The sequence below is a fragment of the Nocardia sp. NPDC051990 genome, from assembly GCF_040680755.1.
In the GTDB taxonomy this organism is placed as follows: Bacteria; Actinomycetota; Actinomycetes; order Mycobacteriales; family Mycobacteriaceae; genus Nocardia.
Genome location: NZ_JBFAXH010000009.1, coordinates 41,213 through 56,559 on the forward strand (window position 1 = coordinate 41,213; position 15,347 = coordinate 56,559).

Genomic DNA, 15,347 nt, shown 5'->3' on the forward strand with positions numbered 1-15,347 from the left:
CCACCGCGCGGATCGAGCCGATCAGTAGCTCGGCACCCGACGACCCGCCCACAGTAGCAGCATCGCCCGGAAGTCTCTCTCGATCCGAGGCCACATTCCGATTCCTCGAACCGCCAGCGCCTCCACGCATTTCGCGCATCGCCCGATCGGTTCGATTCGGCCTGCGGGAATTTCGCTCCGGCGGCACCCAGTCGAAACCGGTTCAGTAGCCGGCCGCTATGTCCGAATGCCACAAAAGCGAACCACGAGTACCGGATACTATGCGCGAATGGCAAAGCTGAAGGTGTCCGTCGACGTGCCGATTTCCCCGCAGGAGGCCTGGTCGCACACAGCCAACCTGACCGAACTCGACAAATGGCTCCTCATGCACGAGGCGTGGCGCGACGAGGTGCCCGCCGAACTCACCGTCGGTACCCAACTGGTCGGTGTCGCATCGGTCAAGGGACTGCGCAATCGAGTCACTTGGACCGTCAAGGCCGCTGAACCGCCGCGGCGGCTGGCCTTGAGTGGCCAGGGCAAGGGCGGCACCAAATTCAAGCTCGAACTGCTCGTCGCCGCCAAGGGTGCGGGCTCGGAAGTCACCGTCGAGATCGATCTGGGTGGCGCGCCCCTGTTCGGCCCGATCGGTTCCGGTGTCGCGCGGGCGCTGAAGGGCGATATCGAGCGCTCGTTGGAGCGTTTCGTCGCGCTCTACGGCTGATCGGAGTTCGAACGTGCCGTATGCCAAGGCCACGGATGGCACCCGGATCGCCTATCAGACCGGCGGCAACGGCCTGCCGCTGCTGCTGCTCACTGGGCAGGCCAATAACCACCACTGGTGGGATGGGGTGCGTGCCGACTTCGAGACCGCGTATCGCACCGTCTCGCTGGACTATCGCGGGACCGGTGACAGCGATAAGCCGGACATCCCGTACAGCACCCTCGGATTCGCCGAGGACGCCATCGCGGTGCTCGACGATCTCGGCTTCGAGAAGAGCGCGGTGTACGGCACCTCGATGGGCGGTCGGGTCGCGCAGTGGCTGGCCGCGCGGTTCCCGGATCGGGTGCATACGCTGGTGCTCGGCTGCACCTCGCCGGGTGGTCGCTACGCTGTCGAGCGGGATGCCGAGGTGCGCAAGTCGCTGGCTCAGCCCGACCCGGTGGCGGCGCGACAGGCGCTGTTGGAGCTGATGTACACCCCGGGGTATCTGGCGAGCACGTCGGGTCCGTTCGATACCCTCGGCGATCCGGGCATGCCCGCCTACGCGAAGCGCAGACATCTCTACGCGAGCAATAAACACGACGCGTGGGAGGTGCTCGCGGATATCACGGTTCCGACGCTGATCGTGCACGGGACTGAGGACCGATTCAATCCCGCCGCCAACGCGCCGTTGCTCGCGGAACGGATTCCGCGTGCGCGGCTGGCGTGGATCCCGGGCGCCCGGCACGCCTATTTCGACGAATTCCGAAGCACCGCAAGCCCGCTCGTGCTGGAGTTCCTGGACGCGAACCGTCCGTAGTCCGAGTTCGCCTGGTGCACAGGCGAACTCGGCCCCAGCGGGCTAATGAACCAGCACCGGTGTTTCCCCTACCTCGGCCGTCCGCGTCTTGGTGCGCGGCAGGAACGCCGCGGGCACCAAGGTCAGCACGATGAGCGCCAGCGCCACAATGTAGGTGTGGCTGAATGCCGTCGCGGCCTGGTTCAATCCGGTCTCGACCGCACCGGGCGGCAGCTGCGCCGCAATCGAGGGATCGTAGTTCGACGCGATCGCGGGCTTGGCGAATGGATGCCGGTTCAGCAGGCTGCTGAGCACCACCGACATCGTCGCGGTGCCGATCGACCCGGCGGACTGGTTGACGATGTTCATCAGCGTCGTGCCGCGCGCGACCTGCTGGTGGGTCAGCGTCTGCATCGCCGCGGTCATGGTCGGCATCATGGTGCAGCCCATGCCGAGGCCCATCACGAACAACGCGCCCAACATGTACGGATACGGCGTATCCGCCTTCAACTGCACGAAGAACACGGTGCCGAGCGAGATCAGCGAAATACCGGTCAGCACGATTTTGCCCGGACCGATCTTGTCGACGAACCGGCCTGCTATCGGCATCGTCACCATCGCGCCGAGGCCCTGCGGCGCCAGCAGCAGACCGGCCGCCATGGCCGTCTCGCCGCGTACCTGCTGCAGATAAGTCGGTAGCAGCAGACCCGCACCGAAGAACGCGGTCGCGAACAGCACCATGGTCAACACCGCGAAGGTCAGCGACCGGTTGCGGAACAGATGCAGATCGATCAGCGGATGCTCGATGCGCAGCGCGTGCACGACGAACAGGGCGATGAGCACCAGGCCGATGGCGGCGGATATGAGCACCTTGGGCGCCATGACCGTACCCTCACCCGGAATCGAGGAGACGCCGAACAGGAACAGCGCCAGACCCGGCGAGGCCAGCAGCATGCCGAGGAAGTCGAAGGATTCCGATGGCTCCGGCTTATCCGCGGGGAACACGATGAAGGCGAAGATGAGCGCGACGATCCCAACCGGAACATTGATCAGGAAGATCCACTTCCAGCCGTAACTGTCGATCAGCCAACCGCCCAGGATCGGACCGGCGATCGGACCGAGCAGCATCGGCACCCCGAGCACCGCCATCACCCGCCCGACGCGTTGCGGGCCCGCCGCATGGGTCATGATCGTCATGCCCAGCGGCATCAACATGCCGCCGCCGAGACCCTGGATGACACGGAAGGCGATGAGCGACTCCATGCCCCATGCCTGGCTGCACAGCACCGATCCGAGCACGAACAGCGTCAGCGCGAGCATGTACAACCGTTTGGTGCCGAATCGGTCCGCCGCCCAACCGGTCAGCGGGATGACGCTGGCCAGCGCGAGGGTGTAGCCGGTCATCGACCAGGCCGCGATCGCGGTGGTGGTGTGGAACTCGTTCTGGAATTTCGGGATCGCGACGGTTACGACGGTGATATCAAGGATCGACATGATCGCGCCGAGCACGACCACACCTGCCACCTTGAAAACCGCGATGTCGAGCTTGTCGGTCGCGGGGTCCGCTGTGACCGACGTGGTATCCGGAGGATGTGTCACCGGTTAAGCCTTGCATCTCGTCAGCCAAATGACCAGCACATTCTGCGACCTTCGCCGCACCTCGGGGTTTTGCTGGGATGCTTCGACACCGCCGGGTTCCGGAACAGTGCCGATGCACCCACCTGCTCGAGGCGGGGGCCAACGACGACGTGCAGTCAGCGCTGGTACTCAGCGTGCAGCGGATTCGGCGGCCTCGGGATCGACGGAAGCGGTGACGCGTGACCGGAACCGAGTGATCGCGACACCGGCCAGGCACAGGACACCGCCGAGGATGGTGAGCGCGCCGGGCACCTCGTTCAGTGCGATCCACGACATCAGCACGACGAGGGCCGGGACCGCGTAGGTGGTCACGCCCATCTTTCCGGCCGTCGTGCGGGCGAGTGCGTACGCCCAGGTGGTGAATGCCAAAGCGGTGGGAAAGACGCCCAGGTACACCAGACTTAGCGTCGACGACAGCGGTGCGTCGGCCGCCTCGGTGACCAGTTGCCAAGAGAACGGCAGGCACGCGACGGTACCGATGACCGAGCCGAAGGTGACCACCTGCAATGCGGATGCGCTCGCGAGCGCCGGTTTCTGTGCGATGGTCGATGCGGCCCAGACGATGGCCGCCAGCAGGCACAGCGCGACACCGAGCACCGCAGCGCCGCCGCCATCGGAGGTCGACAGTCCGACGACCATGGTTCCGGCGAACGATACGACCAGTCCGACCATCAGCCGGGCCGGAAATCCTTCCCGCAGGACCAATCCGGCGAGCACCGCGATCAGCACCGGGCCGATGCCGACGACCATCGCCGCGGTACCGGCGTCGACGTTCCGCTCACCCCAGTTCAAGGCCACCATATAGACGCCGAACCACAGCACCCCGGAGATGATGATGCCCGGCCACGCGGCCCGCGGCGGCACACCCTCACCGCGGACGACCAGGACCGTCACCAGTGTGATCGATGCGGCGAGCAATCGCCCGAGCGCCAGCGCACCTGGCGAAAAATCGTGTCCCGCACTGCGAATGAAGACGAATGCCGAAGCCCACAAGACCACTGTCACCGCGGCCGCGGCAATCGCTTGCCGCTCGACCGACCCATTCGCCCGCACCATGGGCCGAACCTAGATCAGCCGGTCGACCAGCGCCAGCGGTTTTTACGCCGCGGCACCGGCCGAACGGACAAAGGTGGCGACTCCGATTGCCGGTCCGACTGGCGACTACGCCACGAGCAGCGCGTCGAGCACGGCCGACGGCACGGTGGCGGGGCTCGCAAAGGGGCGTTCCGCGAGCAGCTTTCGCGCTGCCGCACGGGACAGCCCACCATCGGTGGTGCGCACCTGCAGTGCGTGTGCTTCGGGCAGGGCTGCGAGCCAAGCGACCATGTTGCCGACCAAGGCCTTCGGATCGATCTCACCGCGCACCCGCAACCGGGCCACGCCGCTGCTAGCCTCGGCAGCTGTGCGACTTAGATCACTTCTCACCATGGATCTCGGTCTCGAGCTCGTCACCGGCGAGGAAGAGCTCGACCGCTTCGTGCGCTGGGTAGTGACCACCGACATGCTCGATCCGAGTCGCTATCTCTCCGGCGGTGAGCTGGTGCTGACCGGACTGCAATGGCGGCGTACCCCCGAGGACAGCGAGACGTTCGTGCGGGCGCTGGCCCAGGCCGGAGTCGCGGGACTCGCCGCGGGCTACGCCCGCTACGGCGGCGCGCCGCCCGATGTCGTCGAGGCCTGTGACCGTCATCGGATACCGCTGTTCCGCGTCCGTGAGGATGTCACGTTCGCACAGGTCACCGAGACCTTGACCCGCAATCTATCCACCGGGCGCACCGCCGATCTGACCGCCATCCTCGACCGCCACCGCCAGCTCGTTTCGGGTACCGGTCCGGGCTCGGTGCTGGAGCTGATCGAACGTGATCTTGGGATGCGCTGCTGGGTAGTCGCGTCCACCGGGCGCGTCGTTGCCGGACCCGCCGCACCACCACCGGTCGAGGTCACGGCCGCATTCCTGAATGCTCGCCGCCTCCCGCACGTACTGATCCAAGACAAGGCCCGCTACTCGCTATTCGCCGTCGACGAGCACAGCACCTCCCCCGCCGCCGACTGGTTCCTGGTCTTCGAAGGCGACTGCAAGGACTGGCCGGAAGAACGCCGCGCCCTGACCGGCGAGCTCGCCGCCGTCGTCTCCCTGGAACGCGCCCGCCTCGGCGATCGCCAGAGCGCCGAAGGCCGCCTCGCCCAGGAACTCATCCAACTGATCGTCTCCGAAGCCAAACCCGCCGAAATCACTTCCCGTCTCGAACTGACCGGCCTCGGCCCGGCCGAAACCTATATCGCCGTGGCCGCCGGTGCAGACGCCTTGCGCCCCGGCGAATTACGCGTCCTCCTGCGCGAAATCCTGTACGGCAAAAGGCCGGCCGCGGGTGTTTTCGACGACGAAGCCATCGCATTGATTCCCGCCGAGGACTCGATAATCAGCGAAATCCACCGCGCCGTAACCGCTTTGGAGCCCGGCCTGCGGGGCGCTCACCTCTCGATCGGGATCAGCGGCATCGTCGACGGCGAAGGTCTGCGCGGTGCCGTGGAAGAAGCCCGTTACGCCCGCCGCCTGGCCGCCGATCGCCCCACCCCGACCAGCGTCGTCGGCCACGACGAACTCGCCACCCATATGCTCCTGCTGGCCAGTGTTCCCGACGAAGTCCGGCGCATGTTCCGGCTGCGCCTGCTCGACCCGTTGAGCAGCTACGACCAGGAAAATCGCGCCGACCTCGTGCACACCTTGGAAACCTTCCTTCAGGTGTCCGGCTCGTGGACCAAATGCGCTGAGCTACTTCACGTTCACGTGAATACCTTGCGCTACCGCATCCAACGCATCGAAGAACTCACCGGTCGCGATCTGTCCCGCCTCGAAGACCGGGTCGACTTCTTCCTCGCCCTCGCCCTACGCTGAAGGAACCCATGGACACTACGGATCGCTACATCCCGACTCGGCTCGGTACCTTGCACGTCGTCACAACCGGGCACGGCGATCCGGTTGTGCTGTGGCCGAGCCTGCTCATGGACGCCGGTCTCTGGGACGCTCAGGTCACCCACTTCGCGGAGAACTACCTGACCATCGCGGTGGACCCACCCGGCCACGGAAAATCCAGTGCACTCACCCACGGCTTCACCTTCGACGACTGCGCGGGCTGTGTGGTCGACATCCTCGACCACCTCGAACTACCGCGGACCCACTTCATCGGAAACTCCTGGGGCGCCATGATCGGTGGGACCTTCGCCGCTGCATTTCCGGACCGCGTCCGATCCGCCATCCTGATGAACGGCACGGCCTCACCGGCCCCGACCGGTCAGAAATTGCAGTACATGGCACTGCTGGGCATTATCGGTATTCTGCGCGGCATCCGCCCACCGCTCACCCGATCGGTGGTGCGCGCCTTTCTTGGACCGACAACCGAACGCACGCGTCCCGATGTCGTGCGCCGGGTCGTCGATACCGCCCGCCGCAACGACCCGAAATCGGTCGTGCACGCGGTCAGATCCGTGGTCATCGAGCGCCAGGACCAACGCGACCGCTTCGCCGCGATCACCTGCCCCACTCTGGTCGTCGGCGGTCGCGAGGATCGCACCTTTCCGGTACCCGAACTCGAGTCCATGGCGCGCAGCATTCCCGGCGCGGAGCTAACGGTTATCGAGAATGCCGCACACCTCGCCGCCGCCGAAGTACCCGATGTCGTCAACCAACTGGTCGAAACCTTCTTGACCGACCGCGCCGAAGCGCGCTGACTCGGGATTGCCCGCGCAGGGCTCGCGCGCGCACCACCGCTGACGACGCTCATGCCCGCACCTCCGGCGCGGTGGCGACGACCGGCGGTGTTTCGGCGATCACCGGGCTGTCGAGCCGGTACAGGCACTTGGTTCCGGTGTAAATGGTCGGCATGCATTCGTTGCAGTGGATACACGCGGACCGGGTGGCTGCCTCGGATTCGATGCGGTGCAACAGATTCGGTTCACGCAGTAGCGCACGGCCCATGGCGACGAATTCGAAGCCCTCGGTCCTGGCGAGCCGCATGGTGTCCAGATTCGTAATGCCACCCAACAGGATCAGCGGCATCGACAACTCCCGCCGGAAGTGGCGGGCCCGCTCCAAGAGGTATGCCTCCTGATACGGGTACTCCTTCAGGAACGAGCGGCCGACCATGCGAAAGCCCCAACGTGCCGGTGCCGGAAGCACTTTCGCGAACGATTTGCGCGGCGCGGTGCCGTGGAACAGCAGCATCGGATTCAATAGCGAACTGCCCGCGGTCAATTCGAGAGCGTCCAGTGCGCCGTCGGCTTCCAGCCAAGCGGCCACTCGCAGCGATTCCGCGACCGTCAAACCGCCCCGGACGCCGTCCTCCATGTTCAGTTTCGCGGTCACCGCCAGCCGGTCACCCACGGCTTCCTTGACGGCAAGGGCGATTTCGCGTGCCAACCGCGCCCGGTTCTCGGCCGAACCACCGTAGCGATCGGTGCGCCGGTTGAGCAGTGGGCTGAGGAACGAACTCGTCAAATAGTTGTGCCCGAAGTGGATCTCGACCGCATCGAACCCCGATTCCTCGGCCAGTCGCGCGGACGTGGCATGTGCTGCCACGAGTTCGCCGATCTCGTGCTCTTTGGGCACCTTCATCGGTTTCATGCCCAGCGGACTGAACATCCGGCTCGGCGCGAGGGCGGGGTAACGGTTGGAGGCCGCGTTGGCGACCGGACCCGCATGTCCGATCTGCGCGCTGACCGCCGCGCCCTCGGCGTGTACGGCAGCGGTCAGCCGCCGCAGACCCGGGACAGCCTCCTGGCGCATCCAGATCTGATGCCGGTCGGTACGCCCGCCGGGCGCCACCGCACAGTAGGCGACGGTCGTCATGCCGACGCCGCCGGCCGCCACTTCGCGGTGGAAGGCGATCAAGTCATCGGTGACCAGCGCGTCCGGCGTGCGCCCCTCGAATGTCGCCGCCTTGATCACGCGATTGCGCAGAGTGATCGGCCCGAGCCGGGCCGGTGTGAATATGTCTGTCATTTCTGTTCTTTCGACGGGGCGGTCAGACCGGCCACCACGAACTCCCGCAATGCGGCGATCGCCGCCTGCGACATCCCCTGGTCCTGCGATCCGGTTCCGCCGAATCGCATGATGATCAGATCGAAGGCCAGGGCCCAGCGCCGACGGCTTTCGGCCTCGGTCAGCTCGGGTAGCAATTCCACCCAGGACGCCATGCGGAACCACCGCTGATTCCACAGCATCGGATGCCCGCCGAGGACGAACTGCGCCAGCAGCCGTAAGTGCAAGCGGCCCACTGGATCGTCGGCCAACGTGACGAACGGTTCCAGCACCACGTCCACCACCTCGGCGACCGAACCGCGCGCACCCGTCACCACCGACAACCGGTCGGCCCACAGCGGCCCGAGTCGGTCCTCGAGCATCGCCGTGACCAGCGCCTCCTTTGACCCGAAGTGATAGTGCACCGCGGCCGGGTTGGCCCCGGCCGCGGCACAGATCGCCCGCACGGAAACTTCGTCGTAGCGCTCGGTCAGCAGCAACCGCTCGGCCGCGGCGAGCAGACGGCCCCGCGTATCCGACGAAAGCTTCTCTGTCATGAAGGTAGCCAACCACATCCCAATCGGTATTTCAATCATTGATTGAATCAATGGAACAGGTCCGATCGATTCCGGACCGCGCGGTGCCGATCATCGGAAGACACGCCGAGAACTGGCCATTGGATTCGGCGAGTCGCCACGCTTGCGTTCATCCACCCGGCGGCGAACTATTAGCTATGCGGTGGCCGCGTTCGCGGGCCGTGCGGTCCAGGCGCCCTCGGTGGACCACGACGCGTCAGCCTCGCGACACAGCGGAGTTCTCTCCGCACTAGGAGGACTCGATGTTCATCCAAGTTATTCAAGGAAAGGTTGCCGACGCCGATCGGCTGCGTCGCTGCATGGATCGGTGGACCAAGGAATTGCAGCCGGGAGCCACCGGCTATCTCGGGATGACGAGCGGCTTATGCAATGACGGGACGTTCATCGCATTGACGAGGTTCGAATCCGAGGAGGCGGCACGGCGCAATAGCGATCGTCCGGAGCAGGGCGCGTGGTGGGCCGAGACCGAGCAGTGCTTCGACGGACCGGTGACATTCATGGACTGCCCCGAGGTCACGCAGTGGCTGGGCGGTGGCTCGGATCAGGCCGGGTTCGTCCAGGTCATGGAGGGCCACACCCGCAATCCGCGCCGCATGCGCGAACTGCTCGCCGAAGGCACCGAGCGCATCCACGAACTGCGCCCCGAAATTCTCGGCGGCACCTTGGCGACTTATGGCAGCGACGGTTACGTAGAGGCCGTCTACTTCACCTCCGAGGCCGAGGCCCGCGCCCACGAAAAGCTAGAGATCCCAGATGATCTACGCGCCCTGTTCGACGAGGAAAGCGAACTCATGGGCGAAGTCGAATTCTTCGACCTACACGAACCGATGCTGGCCTCCCCCCGCCGCTGATCGAAGCAATCGCATATCCAATGAGTGCCTCGGACAGGTTATAGCGTGCGAGGCACTCACTGGATATGCGAGACCCGATCCGTGGTTCCAGGTCGGCAGCGATAAGCCGCAAGAGGTCGAGAAGTTCTCCGCGACCCTGTTCGGCTGGAGTTTCGCCGTCGACCGGAATGCCGACACCTACGACCTGGTCAGCCATCCCGCGAGCGAATCACCCAGCGGCGACATCTCGCGCACCACCGACGCGTCGGCCGATCGCGCGGCCTCTTCGTACTCGTCCAGGATGCCGCGCGGCCACGGTCGCGAGGCTGAACGACTGGGCGCAACGATCACCGGCAAGGACGGCCTCGTTTTCGCGCACATCCTCGACGCCTCCGGCAACAACTTCGGCGTCTTCTGCCCGCCGCCGCAGTCGTGATCCGACGGGACCTCGGCCACTCGCCGGGATCCCTCGCTCGGCTCGAACATGTTGCGGGAAGCCAACATAAGGCCATATTTCGACTCCATCGCAATTCGGCAGCTATCCGATTTATCGAGTGGATTGCTGCCGAATGCGCGGGCTAGCCTCGAAGTCCGGTGCGCTGCGCTATCGGATGCTGACGACCATCAATCACGGTTGAACTCGAGAATCGAGGATCCCGATGAGTATTTCCCTGGTCATCGCGCCGGACTTCATATGATCCGCGCACGTTGCTCGGCGGCCCTGGGGGCCGTAATCCTCGCACTGGCACTCGGCGGATGCGCCGGTACGTTCGACGAGTATCCGGAGGACGCCAGGGTGGCCGTCGAACGGTTCACCGAGCTGCTGAACAAGCGGGACGCGGATAACGCCGCGAAGTTGACCGCCCAACCGGGCAGTGCCGTGATAGCGCTACGGCAGGTATTCGACGGACTGCGCAAGGGTGCTCCGGACTTCCGTTTGACCCAATTCATCCCATTGGGCAAAGGGGAGGGAATCTTCGCCCTACAGGGCGGTTGGAAATTCGGACCCGATCGAAACTGGACATACGATGCGCAGGGCACGGTGCGAAAGCTGGCGACCGGCTGGCGCATCTCCTGGGACCCGACCATCGTGGTGCCGAAATTGGATAACAGCCGCACGGTCCACTTGGTAAAGGCCTACGCGCCGCCGACACCCGTGGTGAAGGACGGCCTCGGACAAACATTGATGACCGAGCAGATCATCGATGTGGTCCGGCTCGATCCCACCCGCATCACCAATCCGGTCGCCACCACCGACGCGCTGGCCAAGGCCATCGAACCGATCGCGCCGGTGATCACGGGGGAATCCCTGCGCGCGCAACTCGCCGCCGCCCAGGGTAAGCCAGTGGTCGCGGTGAATCTGCGGCAGGACGACTTCGCGGTTCTCGAACCGGATATCGCGCCGATTCCGGGGGTGGTGACGCAGGCGCAGCCACGGCTGATCGCCGCCGACCGGCGCATCCAATCACCCATGCTCGACGCGCTGCGCACGGCGTGGCAGGAGAACCGGGACCGGACCGCGGGCTGGGCGGTGCAACTCTCGGGACTCGACGGGCATCCGATAGCCAACCTCGCCGGACAACTGGGCGCACCGGCACCGGATGTGTCCGCAACCCTGGATCCGCACTGGCAACGCGCAGCCCAGGATGCGGTCAACTACGTCGGGAATCCAACGGCCGTGGTCGTCATCCGCCCCGCGACCGGAGCCGTAGTCGCCGCCGCCGAGAACAATGCGGCCAGCGCGAACGAATCGATGGCCTTCGCCGGACTCGCCCCGATCGGCGGCACGTCCGAACTACTGCGCACGGCCGCGGCGAACATCGCGCACAAACCGCCGCAGAACGTATCCCTCGATGAGATCACTCAGGCCGCCCGCATGTTCGGTCTCGGCGTCGATTTCGAGCTGAATGGTCTGGACAAGGTGAGTTCACGGATCCCGGCGCCGGGCACCGATGAGGTCCGAGGCGGCGGGCGGACAAATGACATCCAGGCCAGTCCGTACGGCATGGCGATCTTCACCGCCGCCATTGCCAATGGGCGCATAACCCCACCGATGATCGAGGTCGGTCGCCCGGCAACGACTTCCGCCGCGTCGACACCCTTGCCCGCCAAGGCGGTCGACCAGCTCCGTGGCCTGATCGGCGGTGGCGGATATATCACCACCACGGGCGGGCAGGGCTGGCTGCTGGCAAATACCGGCGAGTTGGCCTTCGCACTCTATGTCGAGAATCCGGACAGCCGCGAGACCCTGATTCAGGCAGCCAAACGCATTTTCCATCCGGAGCCGGATAGCTGACCGACGGCTCACAGCCAATCACCGAGTCGACATGAGTTGCGCCGGAGGCGATTCGGGCCTGGGCTTTTCGTGCCACAGCGGTGCCATCGCGCCGAAGATGTCGCGAACCTCGGCGCACACCTGGATGAGTCGATCCACCTGCATATCGGTGAGACCGGCATGCAACGAGAAGCGGATGAGCGCGCGTTCGGGCGCGGTGACCGGCCAGCAGAGGACCGAACCGAAAACGCCGCGGGCCTCCAGAAAGTCGCGTATCGCGATCGTGCGCTCATCCGGACCGGTCTGCAGCGCGACGATATGACTGGCCGAACCCTCCAGGTCGAATTCCAATGCCATCAGCGCACGGCGCACAACAGCGGAGATCTCGCGCAACCGGACCCGCCGCCAATCGTCGACGCGAACCACCTCGAGCGTCGCGGCCAGACCGGCGATATCGTGCGGCAGCAGCGTCGCGGAGAAGACCGCGGGATCGGATTCCATCTTGAAATAGTCGACGAAGTCGATACTGTTCGCGGCGATGAATCCGGCACGTCCCGCGAAAGCCGTTGCAAGGCTGGCGATTCGGAATGGCACGCGGTCGGTGAGGCCGAGCGCGACCACCATGCCCGCGCCGTACGGCCCGTCGGTGCCGAGCGAATGCGATTCGTCGACCACCAGCACACTGCCGGTTTCGTCGGCGACATCGCAGATCTGGGTCAGCGGACAGCGGCTCCCGTTGGCGCCATAGATCGAATCCACCGCGATGATGCCGGGGCCGTGTCGACGAATCTCTTCGCGCAGATGGCCCGGAAAATTGTGCCGGAACGAATATACCGGCGCACCAGCGGTTTTCGCGCCGTGCCAGAACGACATATGGGCAATATGATCGACATAGACCGGCGTATGCGCGTCGGCGATCGACTGGAGCAATCCGGCATTCGCATCCCAGCCCGACTGACACAGAATTCCGGCCGCCGCCCGCATATGTTCGGCAAGCGTCCGCTCCAGCGCGATCTGCGGATGGTCCGGCCCGTGCAGGAAGAGGCCCGACGGCGGCGCTCCCCCGCTCGCGTTCTGCAACGCCGCGCACATCGCACCGATGATATACGGCTCGCGGGCGAGCGCGAGATGGTCGTTACTGGTCAGCACGATGTCACCCGACCTCGGTTGGCGACCGTGCAGAATATGCCGTCCGCCCCAGGCGACCGCGATCCGTTCGGTATGGAATCGGTTGACGCGAAGGAATATGCGGTCGGCGACCGACATCGTCATCTGAACTCCTTTCACTGCAATCAGTTACTACAGAGCACACACCGAGCAGATTGAATCACTCCCCATCGCGACATGCGCAGAAATCGCCGACTCGACGCGAGTGTCGCACGAACAGAGCCCTGACAGCGACAACGGGCACGATGGTCGGGTGCGGGTACTGGTGCTCGAAGACGAGCGGGTACTGGTGCTCGAAGACGAGCGGTTGCTGGCACGCGATAGCCGATGGGCTACGGCGGCATGCGATGGCGGTCGATGTGGTGTATGACGGCGGGGGTGCGCTGGAGCGCGTCGCGGTGAACGACTATGACGTCGTCGTGTAGCACTGGCGCGGCGGACAGGTGCTGGTGGCGGATCGCTGGTTCCTCCGGGCGGGCGGAGCGCTGGTCCGCGCATCAGCCGCTCCGCGATCTCCGACGCCTTCGGCGCAGGCTGGGAACGGTTTTCGATCAACCACTGCCCGACGACGTCATCGAGTCCCCCGCTGCCGGCATCCGTGGCTTCGTGGATGGCGAGTCGGCATCATTCAGCGAATGAGGCTGGACGAGCAGATCGAAAACTGCTGGACCCGCGTCGGGATAACCACACCGAGTTGGTCGGACGCAGCAACTTTCGACGTACTGATCCGCGATCTGCCCGTCACCTGATCGGGAACGCCCGACATGAACCATTCGACACGTGCGGGGCGATCACCCAACCGAGAGCTCGGCGACCGACGTTCATTAGGCATGACGGGCTGCCCGCAGTAGCCGCAACTGGCCGATCTCGGTGGCGTTCTTCATCAGTTCGGCATTCACCCACGCGATGGTGTGGGCGATGGATTTGTCGGGGTCGTTCTGCCATGGAAACACGGTTGGCGCATCGAGATCGGCATTCTGGTCCAGGATCTGCAACCAGTCCTTGTGCAGGCCACGCAGCCAGTCGATGGTCGCTGACCCGGGTCCTGGCCAGGTGATCGCGGTGCGGTCCGGTGGAGTGCGGCCCCGCAGGTGGTCGATGGTGACGCTCCACCACCATCCGATATGCCAGCTGATCCAACCGATGGTGGGCACGGGGATCGGATCGGGCTCGGAGTCCGCCCAGTCCGGCACCCAGACACCGGTCTCGTCCTGGCGCACTGTCCATGTCGAACCTGCTGGCTCCCACAAGAAGTCGCCCGGCTCCAGTCGCTCGAGATGAAATTCGAACAACGACCAGACCAGTTCGAACTGCCAGCGCAGCAGAGCGGAACGCGACGCGACCATGCGCGACATCCTGCTCGGCCGCGCTGATTCCGACAACCGATTAATCCAACCGGACTCAGCCGAACACACCGGCGTGCGCCGCCGCCATCGCCACTGCCGCGGCCGCGTCGGCGGTGCTGTCGTCCACCGACTCACGGGTGATCAGCGCGCGAAAATAAATCGGTGCCACAAGGGTTTTGATCAGCTCGGCGGGGTTTGTGCCAGCAGGAAGCTCACCGCGTTCGACCGCGCGCGGCACGACCGGCAGCGCCTTGCGGATGCGGTCGCGGAAAGCATGGCGGGTTGAGGCGGGTGGCGCCGACTGTCCGATGGCATTGGCCAGCATGACAGCGAGGACCGCCCGGCCGGACGGGCTGCTGATCCATGCGACAAGACTGCACGTTGTACGCGTTTCGCAAAGTGCCCCTTGATGTTCGATTCACCTTCCATACCGCGCTGATGCGGGTCAACGGCCCGGTGATGCAGGCGCTGATGGGGCTCGCCGTCCTGAGCACACTGATCCTGGCGACGCGGTCGAAGTGCTGGCCCCGCTGGATCGCGGCAAGTGCCTCAGCGCTGACATTCCTCTCGTTCCTGGTGACCCGCTTCGGGAATGTACCGATCAACCAGCAGATCAAGCGCTGGGCCGTGAGCACCCCGCCCAGCGACTATGCCGAAATCCTGCGGCGTTGGGAACTATTCCATTTCACCCGGACCGGCTGCGCACTGCTCGCCTTCATCTTGATGATCGCAGTCGTCATCGGATCCACCCGGCCACACGATGATGCCCGGGCCGCCCGCCCTGCCACCCACAACCCGTCGGCCGAGATCCCTGCAACGGGGCAGGTGAAGGTGGTCCCCCTCGGTATCGCCCTGTTGGGCTCGAGGCCAGCAGCCAGTTCGTTCGGAACTGGTTTTGATGAATTCGCTTACCTCCTACCGCTTTTCAGGAATCGTCGCGATCTCACACCCGAGAAGCGTCGCTGAGATATTACGTCAGAGGTAATCGACGGGGCACATC

Annotated in this window: 16 protein-coding genes and 1 pseudogene; 9 read left to right on the plus strand and 8 right to left on the minus strand. The window is 65.1% G+C overall.

What is annotated here, in order from left to right; all coding sequences use genetic code 11:
• The first annotated feature begins 268 nt into the window (after window positions 1-268).
• Both AB0L63_RS18640 and AB0L63_RS18645 read left to right on the plus strand, forming a co-directional pair.
• The gene (locus AB0L63_RS18640; protein ID WP_364502037.1) at window positions 269-700 is read left to right on the plus strand and encodes an SRPBCC family protein; all 432 of its coding nucleotides are present in this window, start codon (window positions 269-271) and stop codon (window positions 698-700) included.
• Window positions 701-713: 13 nt separating this feature from the next.
• A complete protein-coding gene (locus AB0L63_RS18645; protein WP_364502039.1) occupies window positions 714-1,499 on the plus strand; it encodes an alpha/beta fold hydrolase in 786 nt (261 codons plus the stop codon).
• Window positions 1,500-1,541: 42 nt separating this feature from the next.
• Here AB0L63_RS18645 and AB0L63_RS18650 read toward each other — a convergent pair whose 3' ends face one another.
• The 3 genes from AB0L63_RS18650 to AB0L63_RS18660 form a co-directional block, all read right to left on the minus strand.
• Complete coding sequence (locus AB0L63_RS18650) at window positions 1,542-3,077, minus strand: DHA2 family efflux MFS transporter permease subunit (protein ID WP_364502042.1); 1,536 nt, start codon at window positions 3,075-3,077, stop codon at window positions 1,542-1,544.
• A 168-nt stretch (window positions 3,078-3,245) separates the two neighbouring features.
• On the minus strand, window positions 3,246-4,172 hold the full coding sequence (locus AB0L63_RS18655; RefSeq protein ID WP_364502045.1) for a DMT family transporter: 927 nt from the start codon (window positions 4,170-4,172) through the stop codon (window positions 3,246-3,248).
• A gap of 105 nt (window positions 4,173-4,277) precedes the next feature.
• A complete protein-coding gene (locus tag AB0L63_RS18660) occupies window positions 4,278-4,496 on the minus strand; it encodes a hypothetical protein (protein WP_364502047.1) in 219 nt (72 codons plus the stop codon).
• A 22-nt stretch (window positions 4,497-4,518) separates the two neighbouring features.
• Here AB0L63_RS18660 and AB0L63_RS18665 point away from each other — a divergent pair, with 22 nt between their 5' ends.
• Together AB0L63_RS18665 and AB0L63_RS18670 are read left to right on the plus strand one after the other, a co-directional pair.
• On the plus strand, window positions 4,519-6,012 hold the full coding sequence (locus tag AB0L63_RS18665; RefSeq protein ID WP_364502050.1) for a PucR family transcriptional regulator ligand-binding domain-containing protein: 1,494 nt from the start codon (window positions 4,519-4,521) through the stop codon (window positions 6,010-6,012).
• 8 nt (window positions 6,013-6,020) lie between these two features.
• Window positions 6,021-6,845, plus strand: coding sequence for an alpha/beta fold hydrolase (locus tag AB0L63_RS18670; RefSeq protein WP_364502053.1), 825 nt, complete (start codon window positions 6,021-6,023; stop codon window positions 6,843-6,845).
• A gap of 49 nt (window positions 6,846-6,894) precedes the next feature.
• Here the strand turns inward: AB0L63_RS18670 and AB0L63_RS18675 are convergent, their stop codons facing one another.
• Together AB0L63_RS18675 and AB0L63_RS18680 are read right to left on the minus strand one after the other, a co-directional pair.
• Window positions 6,895-8,115, minus strand: a complete 1,221-nt coding sequence (locus tag AB0L63_RS18675) for an NADH:flavin oxidoreductase (protein ID WP_364502056.1) — start codon at window positions 8,113-8,115, stop codon at window positions 6,895-6,897.
• The gene (locus AB0L63_RS18680; RefSeq protein WP_364502059.1) at window positions 8,112-8,690 is read right to left on the minus strand and encodes a TetR/AcrR family transcriptional regulator; all 579 of its coding nucleotides are present in this window, start codon (window positions 8,688-8,690) and stop codon (window positions 8,112-8,114) included. The genes AB0L63_RS18675 and AB0L63_RS18680 overlap by 4 nt, the downstream gene beginning before the upstream one ends.
• A gap of 281 nt (window positions 8,691-8,971) precedes the next feature.
• Between AB0L63_RS18680 and AB0L63_RS18685 the strand changes: the two genes are divergently transcribed.
• The 3 genes from AB0L63_RS18685 to AB0L63_RS18695 all read left to right on the plus strand — a co-directional run bounded on the left by AB0L63_RS18685 (window position 8,972) and on the right by AB0L63_RS18695 (window position 11,855).
• Window positions 8,972-9,580 carry a hypothetical protein gene (locus AB0L63_RS18685; protein ID WP_364502062.1) on the plus strand — a complete coding sequence of 203 codons (609 nt, stop codon included), beginning with the start codon at window positions 8,972-8,974 and terminating at the stop codon, window positions 9,578-9,580.
• Between the two features lie 280 nt (window positions 9,581-9,860).
• On the plus strand, window positions 9,861-9,995 hold the full coding sequence (locus AB0L63_RS18690; protein WP_364502064.1) for a hypothetical protein: 135 nt from the start codon (window positions 9,861-9,863) through the stop codon (window positions 9,993-9,995).
• Between the two features lie 258 nt (window positions 9,996-10,253).
• The gene (locus AB0L63_RS18695) at window positions 10,254-11,855 is read left to right on the plus strand and encodes an NTF2-like N-terminal transpeptidase domain-containing protein (RefSeq protein ID WP_364502066.1); all 1,602 of its coding nucleotides are present in this window, start codon (window positions 10,254-10,256) and stop codon (window positions 11,853-11,855) included.
• 18 nt (window positions 11,856-11,873) lie between these two features.
• On the opposite strand, the gene cqsA is transcribed toward AB0L63_RS18695, so the two are convergent.
• Window positions 11,874-13,106, minus strand: coding sequence for an alpha-hydroxyketone-type quorum-sensing autoinducer synthase (gene cqsA / locus AB0L63_RS18700; RefSeq protein ID WP_364502069.1), 1,233 nt, complete (start codon window positions 13,104-13,106; stop codon window positions 11,874-11,876).
• Window positions 13,107-13,266: 160 nt separating this feature from the next.
• Between cqsA and AB0L63_RS18705 the strand changes: the two are divergent.
• A pseudogene (locus AB0L63_RS18705) lies at window positions 13,267-13,420 on the plus strand (response regulator transcription factor); the annotation flags it as partial.
• Window positions 13,421-13,825: 405 nt separating this feature from the next.
• Here AB0L63_RS18705 and AB0L63_RS18710 read toward each other — a convergent pair.
• Both AB0L63_RS18710 and AB0L63_RS18715 read right to left on the minus strand, forming a co-directional pair.
• Complete coding sequence (locus AB0L63_RS18710; RefSeq protein WP_364502071.1) at window positions 13,826-14,347, minus strand: DinB family protein; 522 nt, start codon at window positions 14,345-14,347, stop codon at window positions 13,826-13,828.
• A 55-nt stretch (window positions 14,348-14,402) separates the two neighbouring features.
• Window positions 14,403-14,765 (minus strand): TetR-like C-terminal domain-containing protein, encoded by a 363-nt coding sequence (locus AB0L63_RS18715; RefSeq protein WP_364502464.1) that lies wholly within the window; start codon window positions 14,763-14,765, stop codon window positions 14,403-14,405.
• Between AB0L63_RS18715 and AB0L63_RS18720 the strand changes: the two genes are divergently transcribed.
• Window positions 14,747-15,313, plus strand: a complete 567-nt coding sequence (locus tag AB0L63_RS18720; protein ID WP_364502074.1) for a DUF1772 domain-containing protein — start codon at window positions 14,747-14,749, stop codon at window positions 15,311-15,313. The two genes, AB0L63_RS18715 and AB0L63_RS18720, sit on opposite strands and share 19 nt — an antisense overlap.
• Window positions 15,314-15,347 lie beyond the last annotated feature (34 nt).